This is a genomic window from Helicobacter pylori FD535, assembly GCF_000296015.2.
GTDB classification, from domain to species: Bacteria; Campylobacterota; Campylobacteria; order Campylobacterales; family Helicobacteraceae; genus Helicobacter; species Helicobacter pylori_CT.
Genome location: NZ_AKHP02000047.1, coordinates 1 through 16,010 on the forward strand (window position 1 = coordinate 1; position 16,010 = coordinate 16,010).

The window sequence follows — 16,010 nt, forward strand, 5'->3', positions numbered from 1 at the left end:
GCAGCCATTCATGTTTTAAGCTATATCAGCGATATTGGCTCTAACACCGCTAAAGACATTCATGAAGCTTTAATGCTTTTAGGCAATGGCGATCTCAAACTAGCCCTAACCCACCCAAATAAAGAAGCCAAAATTTACACGAAGAAAAAAGAAATCATCTCTATGGGGCTTTTTGAAGAAATTTTTGCCCTAGAAAACAGCTCAAGGTTTAACAGCGTGATAGATAAAGCGTTTCATTCGCACCCGGTGTTGATGCACCCTAAAATCTCACTCAATGGGGCTAAAACGCTTAGCGATTTTTTCACTCTTTATACCAAAGCCCCTACCCATTCCCCTAGCGCTTTAATCCAACACATTCTAGAAAGCGCGTTTTTTCAAACCTTTAAAACACGCCTTTTAAAAGAGCGCTCCAAAAATAAGGACGGATCTTATAACGAGTTTAAAAAACTCCAAGCGCAAAAACGCTTCAATGAAAAAATGGACTTGATGAGTTCTTTGGCGAAAAATTACCAAAATTTAGGGCGTTTTTTAAACGGCACTTTAATAGGCTCTAGTGAAGCCACACAAGGTGAGGGCGTGAATTTATTGAGCGTGCATGCTTCTAAAGGCTTAGAGTTTAAAGATGTTTATATTATAGATTTAATGGAAGGCCGTTTCCCTAACCATAAGCTTATGAATACCGGTGGAGGCATTGAAGAAGAGCGGCGGCTTTTTTATGTCGCTATCACAAGGGCTAAGGAAAATTTATGGCTTTCTTATGCGAAAAACGAATTGAGAGAAAACGCCAAACCTAAAGAGCATAAGCCCTCGGTGTTTTTGTATGAAGCGGGACTTTTGAAACCCGATTCAAAATAAAATTGGTTTTTGTATTGTTTGTTTAAAACGCTAGCAACCATAGATTTTAGCTCCAGCTTGCGCTAGAGCCAAAATTTTAGTATAATGGCGTTGCTACTAATAATAACTTCATAGTCGGTTATCTCCTTTCGGGGTAACCACCCAACTATCACCCCAAACCCTAACATGCTCCAAATTTTCACAACAAAAGAGATAACTTAAAATGATTATTTGCGTTGGCGTGATTATAGTTTAAAAAACCTAAAAATGCCAAAAAGCGTTTTGTAAAACCCCAAAATTTAAGGCTAATCCCCCATGAAATTCCGTTTTTTTTTTTTTGTAAAAAGCGCTCCAATGCTTGTAACTTTATTTCCTTTATAAGGGGGTTTTAAGGGGATTTTTAAGGTTAGTTTAACTTTTCTTATGTGAAAATACCACTAATTACATCTAACAATTTGTATTACTAAACATTATTTACAAGCTCTGATGTAACTAAATCCCAAATTTAAACTCAATCAAGGAGCATCCCATTGATAAGGAAAATCATGATAAAGAAGAATAGAACGCTGTTTCTTAGTCTAGCCCTTTGCGCTAGCATAAGTTATGCCGAAGATGATGGAGGGTTTTTCACCGTCGGTTATCAGCTCGGGCAAGTCATGCAAGATGTCCAAAACCCAGGCGGCGCTAAAAGCGACGAACTCGCCAGAGAGCTTAACGCTGATGTAACGAACAACATCTTAAACAACAACACCGGAGGCAATGTCGCAGGGGCGTTGAGTAACGCTTTCTCCCAATACCTTTATTCGCTTTTGGGGGCGTATCCCACGAAACTCAATAGTAACGATGTGTCCGCGAACGCTCTTTTAAGTGGTGCGGTAGGCAGTGGGACTTGCGCGGCTGCAGGGACGGTTGGTGGCAGCTCTCTTAACACTCAAAGCGCTTGCACCGCTGCGGGCTATTACTGGCTCCCTAGCTTGACTGACAGGGTTTTAAGCACGATCGGCAGCCAGACTAACTACGGCACGAACACCAATTTCCCCAACATGCAACAACAGCTCACCTACTTGAATGCGGCGAATGTGTTTTTTAATGCGATGAATAAGGCTTTAGAGAATAATGGGACTGCTACTACTAGTGGTAGTGGTGCTAATGGTGCGACTGGTTCAGATGGTCAAACTTACTCTTCACAAGCTATCCAATACCTTCAAGGCCAACAAAATATCTTAAATAACGCAGCGAACTTGCTCAAGCAAGATGAATTGCTCTTAGAAGCTTTCAACTCTGCCGTAGCTGCTAACATTGGGAATAAGGAATTCAATTCGGCCGTTTTTACAGGTTTGGTGCAAGGCATTATTGATCAATCTCAAGCGGTTTATAACGAGCTCACTAAAAACACCATTAGCGGGAGCGCGGTTAGTAGCGCTGGGATAAATAGCAACCAAGCTAACGCTGTGCAAGGGCGCGCCAGTCAGCTCCCTAACGCTCTTTATAACGTGCAAGTCACTTTGGATAAAATCACTGCGCTCAACAATCAGGTAAAAAGCATGCCTTACTTGCCCCAATTCAGAGCCGGGAACAGCCGTTCAACGAATATTTTAAACGGGTTTTACACCAAAATAGGTTATAAGCAATTCTTCGGGAAGAAAAGGAATATCGGTTTGCGCTATTATGGTTTCTTCTCTTATAACGGAGCGAGCGTGGGCTTTAGATCCACTCAAAATAATGTAGGGTTATACACTTATGGGGTGGGCACTGATGTGTTGTATAACATCTTTAGCCGCTCGTATCAAAACCGCTCTGTGGATATGGGCTTTTTTAGCGGTATCCAATTGGCCGGTGAGACCTTCCAATCCACGCTCAGAGATGATCCCAATGTGAAATTGCATGGGAAAGTCAATAACACGCACTTCCAGTTCCTCTTTGACTTCGGTATGAGGATGAACTTCGGTAAGTTGGACGGGAAATCCAACCGCCACAACCAGCACACGGTGGAATTTGGCGTAGTGGTGCCTACGATTTATAACACTTATTACAAATCAGCAGGGACTACCGTGAAGTATTTCCGTCCTTATAGCGTTTATTGGTCTTATGGGTATTCATTCTAAGAAAGGGGGGAAGAGACAAACATGAAACAAAATTTAAAGCCATTCAAAATGATTAAGGAAAATTTAATGACACAATCTCAAAAAGTAAGATTCTTAGCCCCTTTAAGCCTAGCGTTAAGCTTGAGCTTCAATCCAGTGGGCGCTGAAGAAGATGGGGGCTTTATGACCTTTGGGTATGAATTAGGTCAGGTGGTCCAACAAGTGAAAAACCCGGGTAAAATCAAAGCCGAAGAATTAGCCGGCTTGTTAAACTCTAATACGACAAACAACACCAATATCAATATTGCAGGCGCAGGGGGCAATGTCGCCGGGACTTTGGGCAACCTCTTTATGAACCAACTAGGCAATTTGATTGATTTGTATCCCACTTTAAACACTTCTAATATCCATCAATGTGGTGCTACTAATAATGGTAGTAGTGGTAGTGCGACCGCAGCTGCTGCTACTAGTTCTAGTGCTTGTTTCCAAGGTAACCTGGCTCTTTATAACGAAATGGTTAGTTCTATCAAAACTTTGAGTCAAAACCTCAAAAACAATATCTTTCAAGGCAACAACAACACCACGAGCCAAAATCTCTCCAACCAGCTCAGTGAGCTTAACACCGCTAGCGTTTATTTGACTTACATGAACTCATTCTTAAACGCTAATAACCAAGCGGGTGGGATTTTTCAAAACCACACTAATCAAGTTTATGGAAGTGGTGTTACCGCCCAACAAATCGCTTATGTCTTAAAGCAAGCTTCAATCACTATGGGGCCAAGCGGTGATAGCGGGACTGCAGGAGCGTTTTTGGACGCCGCTTTAGCGCAGCATGTTTTCAACTCCGCTAACGCTGGGAACGATTTGAGCGCTAAGGAATTTACCAGCTTGGTGCAAAACATCGTCAACACTTCTCAAAACGCTTTAACGCTAGCCAACAACGCTAACATCAGCAATTCAACAGGCTATCAAGTGAGCTATGGCGGGAATATTGATCAAGCGCGCTCTACCCAGCTATTAAACAACACCACAAACACTTTGGCTAAAGTTACCGCTTTGAATAACGAGCTTAAAGCTAACCCATGGCTTGGGAATTTCGCTGCCGGTAACAGCTCTCAAGTGAATGCGTTTAACGGGTTTATCACTAAAATCGGTTACAAGCAATTCTTTGGAGAAAACAAGAATGTGGGCTTACGCTACTACGGCTTCTTCAGCTATAATGGTGCGGGCGTGGGTAATGGCCCTACTTACAATCAAGTCAATTTGCTCACTTATGGGGTGGGGACTGATGTGCTTTACAATGTGTTTAGCCGCTCTTTTGGCAGCCGAAGTCTTAATGCGGGCTTCTTTGGGGGGATCCAACTCGCAGGGGATACTTACATCAGCACACTAAGAAATAGCCCTCAGCTTGCGAGCAGACCTACAGCGACGAAATTCCAATTCTTGTTTGATGTAGGGTTACGCATGAACTTTGGTATCTTGAAAAAAGACTTGAAAAGCCATAACCAGCACTCTATAGAAATCGGTGTGCAAATCCCTACGATTTACAACACTTATTATAAAGCTGGCGGCGCTGAAGTGAAATACTTCCGCCCTTATAGCGTGTATTGGGTCTATGGCTACGCCTTCTAAAAAACTCAAGGCCTTTTATAGGCTTTGATTTAACCCTTTAACCTCCGCTTTAAAACAACCCAAAATCCTTATCCAATAATCAAATAACGGGATTAACCCCCTAAAACGCTTGATTAAAAGCTAGCATTCACAAAAAGCTTAACGCTCAAGGCTTATTGAGATTTTAAAACGCTTGATTAAAAACTTTTAAAAAGCTTTAGCGCTTCAAAATTTTTATACTTAGAAAAACAACCCAAAATCTTTATCAAATGTTGTCAAATATTGAGATTATCCCCCAAGAACGGCTTTAATGGTAAAAGTGATCAAACGCTAAAGGCGTTTAGGATTTCTGTGGTTTAAAACTTTATTTTGTGGTTCTAAATTTTATGGTAAAACTCGTTTTTTAAGGGGATAGGGGGTATTTTGAAATCATTTTCCCCCTACACACCCCAAAACTAAATCCCCCATAACCCAAGAAAACCGCTTTTAAAACCCCCAAGCAGAAATCCTAAACATCTTTAGTGTTTGGGGTGAATGCCGCTAATTTGCAGTATAACACCCCCATACATTTGCATCTAGCGTAGGAAGCGCACAAAGTTACGCCTTTATAGATATGATGCGTGAGAGCTGTAAGGAATGCGTTGGAGCTCAAACTCTGTAAAATCCCTATGATTAGGCACACAGAACAAGAACCAAACTCTCCCTCAACATCAGCCTAGGAAGCCCAATCGTCTTTAGCGTTTGGGCGCTTCACAAAACTAACTACACAAAGTATTAGATTTTAAAAAATGCTTTTGAGCGTTTTTTAGACTTGCTGCGATTTGATTGGAAATCAAAACTTCAGCGTGAGGTTGGTCATCATGTAACTTCTGTCTTGGTAATTAGCGCTAAAATCGCCATCAGGGTTATTGAACTTGGGCGCTCCAAAATACCCTGCTTGATACCCTTTATTGATCCTAGCCCCATAATAAGTGATCCTAAAGTTAAGAAGAACCGATTCAGTGAACGCGTAGCTCGCATTGAATTGCAAGGAGTATTCATTAGCCCTCCCTAACTGCCCTAACGCATTCTTATTCGCATGAGAGACGCGCCCAAAAACATGCCATGCAAAACGCTTATGGATCCCTCCAACAGAAGTGTAAAAAGTGAAAGTGTTCGCGTTAGTGATCGCATCAGCCAGCCCATCATAAGCCGTATTATCCCAAAAATCATAGCCAATCATTCCGGCATGCCTAGTCGTTACGGAGATTTCATTAGCGATATAGGAAGTGTTATTACCCCTTGGCATCGTGTGAGAGCCTAAAAAAGCGTCTGAATTGCCAAAGGTGTTATAAAAGCCAATGGACCAGTTGAAATTATCCCACCAAAAAACCTGGCGGATATTCAAAGTAACGCCATTCCTCCCCAACAACGATCCATGAGGCGTGCTGTCTTCTAAACTATAAGTGTTTGTCTCTGGGTTATACCACCCCCTATAGTATAAAGGAAAGGTGGTCATGATCATGCTTTGAGAGCGAAAGCCGACATTTTCAAAATTCCTGTTCGTGTCATAAACTAGCTTAAAACCAGGAGCGTTATAAGTCTTAGGCGCAAAATAATAAAAAAATTGAGCGTCTAAACCTTTATAAGAATAGGTTGTGGTGATCCCATGCCAACCATAATTGATGAAATCGTTGCTGTTATTAGGATTGCCTCCCTTTTTCAAATAAGGCACTGTCGCAAAAAACTCATAAATCCAAGAGTTGAACGCCAAACCTCTCCCAAAAGAACTCCACCACCAAAACCTTAACCTTTGCGTTTCAGTCTTATAGGGCTGATAATACACTTCCCACCCTTGATTCGATCCGCTCATAAAATCAATATTCGCTTCATAACGCCCCGCTTTAAACCCAAAAACATCTTTGTAATCGTATCGTAAAAAAGCGGTATCCACCACATAAGGTCTTGCATGATAGCTCGCTGATTGAGAAGTCCCCGCATAAGCAGGGCCAAGATACTTATTGAAAAAGTATCCATGATAGCCCCCAATGAAATTCTCTACAATTGAGCCAAAAATCTTCCCGTTAGCTTGGTTAATATCGTTCTTAGTCTTATCATAAGGAATGGCTGCAATCGCCCCACCCAAAGAGACAGAGAGCTTATGGTTTTCGGTGCCTTTAGGGAGTAAATTGACTTTGACTTGCGCTAAAGTTACAATATCTATAAAACTTTCAGTAGGATAAATCCCTTTTTTAGTATTGATTTGAGAATTGTTAAAACCAATCTTAGAAAAGTTCTCCACACGACCGCTAAACCGATAATCAAAAGCTTCTACAGGACATAATAAAAACGATAAAAGCGATAAAGAAGAAGTCAAAAAATACTTTTCTTGCCTCACTAAACTCTCCCTAATTTTAATTGTATGATCTTTTTTGTTGAGATTATAATTATAATCAAAAAAAAAAAAACAGCATGAAGTTAAAATATTAATTAAAATCTACAACCTTATTTTACAAAAAATAACCATTCATTGTCAATTGGTTTAAAATTAAAGGATTAAAATCATATATTTGTTACTTCTAAAGGATGTTTTATTTTTGATTAGATCCGCTACCCATGAAATCCTCATTTTTAGCTCCATTATTAAAACTTATAAGAAATTTCAAATCTAGCGTTAAAGCCAGGCTCTGCCATGCCCCTTGCGTATTTGTCTTGATTGGGTTCATCAGGGCTCATCACCGGGCTTGCTTGATCAATATATTGTTGGTTAAAAACATTGTTAAACACCGCATTCAGGCTCAACCCTTCAAGTTTTTTATAAGTGGGCTTGTAAGTGATAAAAAAACTGCTCACCCCATAACCCGGCTTATGCACATGAAAAATCCCGGGCGTTTTAGGGCAATTGCTAGGCCGTCTGTCAATATCCGTAGGGCCGTTACGATAAGGGCTATAAGAGCAATAACTCAAATCCGTAACAAAGCGTGAAAGCCAAGTGATGCTAATGCCGGTGCGTGGGATCGTATAACTTGCCGTTAAAATAAACACATTGCCTGTCGTGGCAGCCAATTCATACACATCAGCGATCAAACGCCCCTTTAAAGAAGGCCATGATCGCGCCACGCTCAAGCCTAAAGAAAAGCCCTTGTATTTAGCCGTCCCTGAAACTTCATAACCTGGCACATAAATAATATCTTGCGCGGGCAAGTTGGTTACAAAAAGCGTTGAAGAAAATTGATTGATGTAATTAGAAATCAATTGGACAAAACCGGCAGCCCTGAAATCAAAATACTGACTGCTGTATTCGGTGTTAAATTCCGCATTTTGCCCGATTTCTGGCTTTAAATTGCGGTTGTAGTGCAAATTATCTTGACGCATCCACACCAAACCTCCAGGCATAGGGCCTCTGGTTACATACGCGTAAGAAAGCCTGAAATTCAAATTTTCTAAAGGCGAGACGTTTAAAGCCGCGCTAGGGCTAAACCCTTGGGTTATGTGCAATTGCCAGTCTTTATCCACTAAAGTATAGACATCATAACGAGTCCCTGCCCCTAAAGTTACCATAGGGTGCAAGGTGTAATTCGCTTGCGCATACACCCCAACCACATTCGCCGTAGCGCCATTTCGTTGGCAGCGCCCGTTCATGTTGGGATCATTGGGACCTGTAACCCTTAAACATGCATCAGGGGCATCGCCGGGTTTAACTAATCGCTATTAGGGATCGCTTTATCAAAAGTGGTCAAGTTTTGGTAATTCAACCCGTATTCCAAAAGATTGTCATTCTTATGGTCTATAGTATGAATCACATTCGCATTGAACCCGGAATTGATGATGAATAAATTTTTATTAGCCACCACAGAACCCCCTCCAAGGCTTTTAAAAGTGATGGAGCAAGTTTGTTTAGTAGCGTCATAAATACCCCCTTGCGCCACGCATTCATTTTCTTCGCCACGTTTTGGGTTTGGAGTGAAAGGAACACTAGCCGCTATATCGTTAGGCTTAAAAAGCGGATCAATTTGGACATTCCTGATGCTTGTATAACCATTGATTTTTAATTTAGGATCACCAAAACGGCTCCCCCCTTCTCTTTCATAATTCAAACTCACGTTATGCACTAAATTGACGCTATAAGTTTTAAACAAACTGGCGTCATTTTCAAACAAACAATCGCTAGGGTTTTTCTCGTTAGGGAAAGCGTTAAAATCACCGCAAGAATAGGGTAAAAAAGTGCCTGTAAAATTCGCTCTTAAAGGGCGGTTAGCGTTATCTCTAGTCATGTTATAACTGAGCGTTAAGGTGTCCCTTTCGCTCAAATAACCATTGATCTTAGCCATCACATTGTTTTGCTCGCTAGGACTTCCTGCAACTTTATTATCTGCTTTAGGTCTAAAGAGATCTTTTGTAGCATTATCCCCATCACGATAGTAAAAAATATTTTGATGCGTGTAATACAAAAGCGCATCAAAATGATTGTTACGATAAGCGCCCATCACGGTTTCTCGATCCCCAAAGTTGGTCAAAAAAGTTGCAGCCCCACTTATGGCGTAGTCTTTACCTTTAGGGATAAAATCGCCAGCACTCCTAGTTTCCATTTTGATCGCGCCAATCAAAGCCATAGGCCCCGCGCTCGCTTGAGCCGCCCCCTTAGTAACCACCACGCTTTTGAGCATTCCAGGGTCAATAATCGTATTGCCTTGATGCCCATAGCTTGCGCCCATTTGCGCTGCGCCATCCACCGTAACCCGAGCCAATCTGTCTTCAATACCGCGCACGTAAATTTTTTGTGCCATGACTGCACCACCGCCCACATTGATGTTAGGGTTTCTTCTAAACATGTCGCTGATTTGGTTGGCTTGCCTTCTTTCTAATTCTTTACTTGAAATGGTTGTCTGGTTGTTGTAATTAAAGATTTTAGCCGCTTGAGTGGTAACCTTGCCTAGAGTGTGTTGGGCGTTCTTTTTTTTATCTTTTTTTCTTTCTGTCTTTCTTTCTTCTTTTTCTTCTTCTTTAGCCTCCAATTCAAACATTCCTAATAAGGACAAAAAAATAGAAAAACTCCAATATTTTCTAAAACGCTTGTCATTCATTCTTAAAATCCTACTTATTATAATAATTTCTCTTAAAAAATAAAGGTGTTATTATAATCAAAAAAATATTACAATCACCTTAAAAGAGCTAGCCATTTTTAATAAATAAATGATAAACTTTTAGAAAAATCCCACAAAAACCCCTTTCAAAACACGCAGAATGCGAAAGGTCTTTTTTATCTTATTCTCACTTTTTTATCTTTATAGAGCCTGAATATTTTAGAGCTAGAGCTTTCAAACAAACCCCTTTCATCGCTCACAATCGCATCAGCGAGATTGGAAGCGATCTCTTTATCATAGGTGCATTGGGTGAGGTTGGCTGAGGTGCTATAGAGCGTTTTAAAACGCTTTAAAAAATCCCCATGCCTGCCCCTAACCACACGAACGGCCTTAGAGTTAGGATAAATAAAAGTGGTTTTAGCGCTTCTTCTAATGAGGTTTTTAAAAGCGTTGGGCGCGCGCACCAGGCTTTTTAAGGTGGTAAAATCAGCGCTTTCGATTAAAACGCTTTGGTTTTTAGGGCGATTTTTTAAGGCGTTGAGCTTTTCGCTGTCTTTAGAAAGCAGTCCTATCGTGGTATCGCTTTGAGCCAGATACACTAACGCCATCAAATTACTTTAAATAATCTTGTAAGGCTAACAACTCGTCTTCTTTAGAGCTTTCTTCTAACGCTAAAATCAAGACCTCTATCGCGCTTAAAGTCGTGAAATAACTCACATGGTTTTTCAGCACAGAAGCGCGAATGAGTTTGGCGTCATCTTGAGATTTGTGATCGCTGGTGTTGATAGCCATGCTGATTTCCCCATTCATCATTAAGTCCATGATATTGGGGCGGCCTTCAGAGATTTTAAGCACTTTTAAAGACTTAACCCCAGCTTTTTCCAAAGCTTTATGCGTGCCTTCTGTAGCGCACAATTCAAAGCCTAACTGAACCAATCGCTTCATTAAAACGCATGCTTCTTCTTTATCCTTATCTTTAATAGAAACAAAAATAAGCCCCTTGTTTTTAATGGGGTTAAAGCAAGCCGTTTGAGCCTTGAAAAATGCAAGCCCTAAAGATCTAGCAATCCCCATCACTTCGCCGGTGCTTTTCATCTCAGGCCCTAAAATCAAATCCGATCCATAAAGTTTATTAAAAGGGAAAACCGCTTCTTTTAAAGCCACAAAATGGGGCATTTTAGGCTTATAAACGCCTTTAGAATATTCTACGATATTTTTTTTATCATAAAACTTCAAGACTTCTTTCAAATCCTCTAACACCATAACCCTAGTCGCCACTTTGGCTAAAGGAACGCCTAAAGCCTTGCTTAAAAAAGGCACGGTTCGGCTGGCTCTGGGATTGACTTCAATCAAATACAGCGAATTTTCATAAACAGCAAATTGGATATTCAATAGCCCTACAACGCCCAAATGCAGAGCGATTTTCGCGCTCACCCGCTCAATTTCATCTAAAATTTCAGAGCTTAAAGTGGAAGGGATAAAGCACGCCGAATCGCCTGAATGGATTCCGGCTTCTTCAATATGCTGTAAAATGCCGGCAATATAGACCTCTTTTTTATCGCAAATAGCATCCACATCTAGTTCCACCGCTTTTTCTAAAAACTTATCAATGAGGAGCGGGTTTTTAGGGCTAATCTCTAAAGCATGCGTAACGCTTTCTAAATAATGGTGCAATTCTTCAATATTTTCTAAAATTTGCATGTGTTGGCCGCCCAGCACATAACTAGGGCGCACAATAATAGGGAAACCAATCACATTAGCGATGCTATAAGCTTCATCAATACTCTTAGCCATGCCGTTTTCAGGCTGCTTGATGTCAAGCTCTTTTAAAAAGAGGGAAAATTTTTCCCTGTCTTCTGCAATATCAATCACTTTAAAAGGCGTGCCAATAATGGGGGCTTGCATTTTAGCTAAATCTTTAGCGAGTTTTAAAGGGGTTTGTCCTCCAAAATGCACGATGATGCCATCCACTCGCTCCCTTTGAATGATAGTCTTCACGCACTCAAAATGAATGGGCTCAAAATAAAGCGTATCGCTTGTATCATAATCCGTGCTCACAGTTTCTGGATTGCAATTGAGCATGACGCTTTTAATGTTTAAATCTTTTAAAGCAAAACTCGCATGCACGCAACAATAATCAAACTCAATGCCTTGACCGATGCGGTTAGGCCCAGAGCCTATGATTAGGATTTTCTTTTCTTGTTTTTCTTGTTTGTTTTCAATGGGGGGCAAAGGATTGGGGGCATAGGTGGAATACAAATAAGGCGTGAGCGATAAAAACTCCGCCGCACAAGTGTCCACTTCTTCAAAATGGGGCGCGATTTGTAAATGCATTCTGGCTAATTCCACTTCAAAAGGACTCACCTCTAAATTTTCATTTTCTTTGATTTTAGCGGCAATCCTAGCATCGCTAAAGCCTAAACTTTTAAGCCCTCTTAATTTTTTGGCGTCCGTTAAAACGCTAGAATTGATGCCTTCTTCTGCTTTGACTAGCTTTTGGATTTGGGATAAAAACCACCTGTCAATCTGGCATAATTCAAACACTTCATCCACACAAACGCCGAGCCTGAACGCATCAGCGATATAGAGCAAGCGTTTGGGATTGGGCCGGCGGATTTCCTTTTTTATCGTTTCTAAATCTTTGCTTAACGATTCAAACCCTAGCCAATTGTTTTCCAAAGAGCATAACGCTTTTTGTAAGGCTTCTAAGAAATTCCCCCCTATCGCCATCACTTCGCCAATGCTTTTCATAGAAGTCCCTAAAGTGCTAGAAACACCGGCAAATTTTTCAAACGCAAAGCGAGGGATTTTCACCACGATATAATCCAAACTAGGCTCAAAACTCGCCGGGGTGTTGGTAATATCGTTTTGGATTTCATCTAAGCTAAAACCCACCGCAAGCATGGTAGCGACTTTTGCAATGGGAAACCCGGTCGCCTTTGAAGCTAGTGCGGAGCTGCGGCTCACTCGTGGGTTCATTTCAATCACGACCATTCTTAAAGTTTCTGGGTGGATAGCGAACTGCACATTACTCCCCCCCGTATCCACGCCAATTTCTCTTAAAATCGCAAAGCTCGCATCGCGCATGCGTTGGTATTCTTTATCGGTTAAGGTTAAGCTTGGAGCGATGGTGATGCTATCGCCGGTATGAACGCCCATAGGGTCAATATTTTCAATACAGCACACAATGATGCAATTATCCTTGCTGTCTCGTATGACTTCCATTTCATATTCTTTCCACCCCAATAAAGACTCTTCAATCAAAATTTCATTAATGGGCGAAGCGTCTAGGGCGTTTTTAGCCAATTCTTGAAACTCTTCAATATTATAAGCGACCCCACTCCCCCCACCGGCCAGAGTGAAACTCGCTCTAATAATGGCTGGAAAGCCAATTTCATTAATGGCTTCTAGGGCTTCTAACTCGCTATAAGCGTAACGCCCTTTAGGCAAATCCATCCCGATTTTTAACATCGCTTCTTTGAAAGCCTGCCTGTCTTCGCCTTTTTTAATCGCTTCAATCTTAGCCCCTAAAAGCTCCACGCCTTCTAACATGCCCTTTTGGTGCATTTGCATGACCGCATTCAAAGCGGTTTGCCCGCCCATTGTGGGTAAAATAGCGTCAATCTTTTCTTTTTTGATGATAGCGGCGATATTTTCTGGGGTGATGGGTTGGATATAAGTTTGATGAGAAAATTCAGGGTCAGTCATCACGGTGGCCGGGTTAGAATTGATTAAGATCACTCTATAACCTAAAGATTTTAAGGTTTTACAACTTTGAGTCCCTGAGTAGTCAAACTCACAAGCTTGCCCGATCACAATAGGGCCTGATCCTATCAGTAGAATGTTGGAAATATCGGCGCGTTTAGGCATAACTAATCCTTAAAGAAAGAATATCAACGAAGCGTTATCAATATTTTAGAATATTTTTATTAGGTTTTTGCGTGGCGTCCCCCCCTATTTTTTCAAACTATTTGTCTCTGTCTGAAAAAATACCAATGATTTGCAAGATAGAAATAAAGACATTCAAAAAGTCTAAATACAAGCTCACCGCCGCATCAATGGGGCTATCATACATGCCTTTAACGATGTTTTGGGTGTCATAAGCGATGTAAAGACTGAATAAAACCGCGCTCGCTCCCGCAATGACAACCTGGAACATGGGGCTACCCAAAAACAAGTTAATGAGCGAACACACCACCACCACAATCAAAGCGATAAAGAGCATTTTACCCATGTTCGCTAAGTCGTTTTTAGTCTTAAGGGCATACACACTCATCAAACCAAAAACAATAGTTGTCATGCCTAAAGCTTGCCAAACCGCTCCTAAACCAGCTTTTGCAATCACCATACCCAACAAAGGCACTAGAGTAACCCCTGATAATGAAGTGAAAGCAAACAGCATGAATAGATTCAATCCGGGTTTGGATTTAGAAAACATCAAACCAAACAACGCCGCAATTTCAGCGATAAAAAACACCCATTTATATTGGACTACGGCTTGAAAATTCATTAAACCCAATAACGCCCCAATAGTCGCTAGCAACAAACTGCCTGCAAAGAACTTGTAAGTCGTTTTAACAAAACTTACTAGCTCGCTTTCATGCAATAAAGAATTTTCTGCATACGCATTATGAGAATCAGCTCTGTCATACAATGCCATGTTTTACTCCTTGAATTCAACTCAATAAATAATTTAATTAACCCTACAGCTAGGTCCAATATAATAGCGCAAAATGTAGTAAAATACCAAACAAAACCCCCTAAAATTGAAATTGAAGTCTGAAAATAGGATAATGGTTACGATGAAAATTTTTATCAATGGATTTGGCCGCATTGGGAGATGCGTTTTAAGAGCGGTTTTAGAGCGTAGCGATACAAACCCTCAACTAGAAGTGGTAGGCATCAATGACCCTGCTAATTGGGAAATCCTGGCTTATCTTTTAGAGCATGACAGTGCGCATGGGCTACTCCATAAAGAAGCGCGTTACTCTAATCATAAGCTCATTATCGGCTCGTTAGAAATCCCTGTTTTTAATAGCATCAAAGACTTGAAAGGCGTGGATGTTATCCTAGAGTGTTCAGGGAAGTTTTTAGAGCCTAAAACGCTAGAAAATTATCTTTTGCTTGGGGCTAAAAAGGTTCTGTTATCCGCTCCCTTTATGGGCGAATACGATGAAAAACAATACCCTACTTTGGTGTATGGGGTCAATCATTTCTGCTATCAAAACCAAGCCATTGTTTCTAACGCTTCTTGCACGACTAACGCTATCGCGCCCATTTGCGCTATTTTAGATAAAGCTTTTGGCATTAAAGAGGGCATGCTAACGACCATTCACAGCTACACGAGCGATCAAAAACTCATTGATTTGGCCCACCCTTTGGACAAACGGCGCTCAAGAGCGGCTGCAAGCAACATTATCCCCACCACCACTAAAGCCGCTCTAGCTTTGCATAAAGTTTTACCCAATCTCAAAAACAAAATGCATGGGCATAGCGTGAGGGTGCCTAGCCTTGATGTGTCCATGATAGATTTGAGTTTGTTTTTAGAAAAAAAGGCCCCTAAAGATCCCATCAATGATTTATTGATTGAAGCTTCCAAAGGGGTTTTAAAAGGCGTGTTAGAGATAGATTTAAAAGAAAGGGTGAGTTCTGATTTCATTTCTAACCCTAGCAGCGTCATAATCGCGCCTGATTTGACTTTCACGCTAGAGAATATGGTCAAAATCATGGGGTGGTATGATAATGAATGGGGGTATTCTCATCGTTTGGTGGATATGGCGCAATTTATGTATCATTATTAAGTCATTTTGCGAATCTTTTTGAGTTTGTTTAACATCAAGTTGTATAATGTGGGATTTATAAAAACGATTGGAGTTTTAAGTGGCGTTTAAAAAGGTTAGATTGATTTCTAAGTTTATTTCAAAAGGATCTTTCAAATTAAATAAGATCTCAAAGAAAATTTTCAAATTGAATCAAATCTTGAAGCGTGAAAAGCCCTTAAAATGCCATGAAAAAACAAAATCCATTAAAAAGCCCTTTAATCAAAACAAATCTTTTTTAAAAGCTTCGGTTTTATTGATAGGAGCGTTGGGGGGATTATCCCACCTAAGGGCTAACGAATGCCGTTATTGGTCATGGTCGTCTTGGAGTTATCAAGATAATATTGAAAGCGGCCCTAATTCACCCACGCACAACTCTTATTGTCTTTTTAGCAGCGCTCAAGGCTCTGGGACTTATTATTTGAACACTCTTACCACTTATAGCACTGGTGGGGCTAGTTTCACGCAAAAATTCAATGGCGGCACGCTTAATGTGGGAGGGAATATCCGCTTTGGAGGCACAGGTATCAATGGGGGTGATGTAGGCTATATCACAGGCACTTATGACGCTCAAACGATTAATTTTAATTCTAGCCGTA

9 protein-coding genes and 1 pseudogene are annotated in these 16,010 nt (G+C 40.8%); 5 read left to right on the forward strand and 5 right to left on the reverse strand.

Annotation, left to right across the window (positions count from 1 at the left end):
* From DV63_RS15520 to alpB, 3 genes are all read left to right on the forward strand, one after another.
* On the forward strand, nt 1-855 hold an 855-nt coding region (locus tag DV63_RS15520; RefSeq protein ID WP_020982465.1), incomplete at its 5' end, for a 3'-5' exonuclease.
* A 524-nt stretch (nt 856-1,379) separates the two neighbouring features.
* Nucleotides 1,380-2,939 carry a Hop family adhesin AlpA gene (alpA, locus tag DV63_RS15525; protein ID WP_000592478.1) on the forward strand — a complete coding sequence of 520 codons (1,560 nt, stop codon included), beginning with the start codon at nt 1,380-1,382 and terminating at the stop codon, nt 2,937-2,939.
* Nucleotides 2,940-2,960: 21 nt separating this feature from the next.
* Nucleotides 2,961-4,550 carry a Hop family adhesin AlpB gene (gene alpB, locus DV63_RS15530; RefSeq protein WP_000812491.1) on the forward strand — a complete coding sequence of 530 codons (1,590 nt, stop codon included), beginning with the start codon at nt 2,961-2,963 and terminating at the stop codon, nt 4,548-4,550.
* An 811-nt stretch (nt 4,551-5,361) separates the two neighbouring features.
* Here alpB and hofG read toward each other — a convergent pair.
* The 5 genes and pseudogenes from hofG to DV63_RS15555 all read right to left on the reverse strand — a co-directional run bounded on the left by hofG (nt 5,362) and on the right by DV63_RS15555 (nt 14,252).
* A complete protein-coding gene (hofG, locus tag DV63_RS15535) occupies nt 5,362-6,906 on the reverse strand; it encodes an outer membrane beta-barrel protein HofG (protein WP_001248507.1) in 1,545 nt (514 codons plus the stop codon).
* Nucleotides 6,907-7,151: 245 nt separating this feature from the next.
* Nucleotides 7,152-9,592: pseudogene (locus DV63_RS18060) on the reverse strand (TonB-dependent receptor).
* A gap of 176 nt (nt 9,593-9,768) precedes the next feature.
* On the reverse strand, nt 9,769-10,200 hold the full coding sequence (locus DV63_RS15545; protein WP_001229981.1) for an L-threonylcarbamoyladenylate synthase: 432 nt from the start codon (nt 10,198-10,200) through the stop codon (nt 9,769-9,771).
* A 4-nt stretch (nt 10,201-10,204) separates the two neighbouring features.
* Complete coding sequence (carB, locus tag DV63_RS15550; protein WP_001126054.1) at nt 10,205-13,462, reverse strand: carbamoyl-phosphate synthase large subunit; 3,258 nt, start codon at nt 13,460-13,462, stop codon at nt 10,205-10,207.
* Nucleotides 13,463-13,559: 97 nt separating this feature from the next.
* Entirely contained in the window at nt 13,560-14,252 is a 693-nt protein-coding gene (locus tag DV63_RS15555) for a Bax inhibitor-1/YccA family protein (protein WP_001240219.1), read from the reverse strand.
* 142 nt (nt 14,253-14,394) lie between these two features.
* Between DV63_RS15555 and gap the strand changes: the two genes are divergently transcribed.
* Nucleotides 14,395-15,393, forward strand: coding sequence for a type I glyceraldehyde-3-phosphate dehydrogenase (gene gap, locus DV63_RS15560; RefSeq protein WP_000688676.1), 999 nt, complete (start codon nt 14,395-14,397; stop codon nt 15,391-15,393).
* A 79-nt stretch (nt 15,394-15,472) separates the two neighbouring features.
* On the forward strand, nt 15,473-16,010 hold a 538-nt coding region (locus tag DV63_RS0209470; RefSeq protein ID WP_000874665.1), incomplete at its 3' end, for a hypothetical protein.

Coding starts and splice junctions, on each gene's coding strand:
- alpA (WP_000592478.1), top strand. CDS start 1,380: ATGATAAAGAAGAATAGAACGCTGTTTCTTAGTCTAGCCCTTTGCGCT.
- alpB (WP_000812491.1), top strand. CDS start 2,961: ATGAAACAAAATTTAAAGCCATTCAAAATGATTAAGGAAAATTTAATG.
- DV63_RS15545 (WP_001229981.1), bottom strand. CDS start 10,200: ATGGCGTTAGTGTATCTGGCTCAAAGCGATACCACGATAGGACTGCTT.
- carB (WP_001126054.1), bottom strand. CDS start 13,462: ATGCCTAAACGCGCCGATATTTCCAACATTCTACTGATAGGATCAGGC.
- DV63_RS15555 (WP_001240219.1), bottom strand. CDS start 14,252: ATGGCATTGTATGACAGAGCTGATTCTCATAATGCGTATGCAGAAAAT.
- gap (WP_000688676.1), top strand. CDS start 14,395: ATGAAAATTTTTATCAATGGATTTGGCCGCATTGGGAGATGCGTTTTA.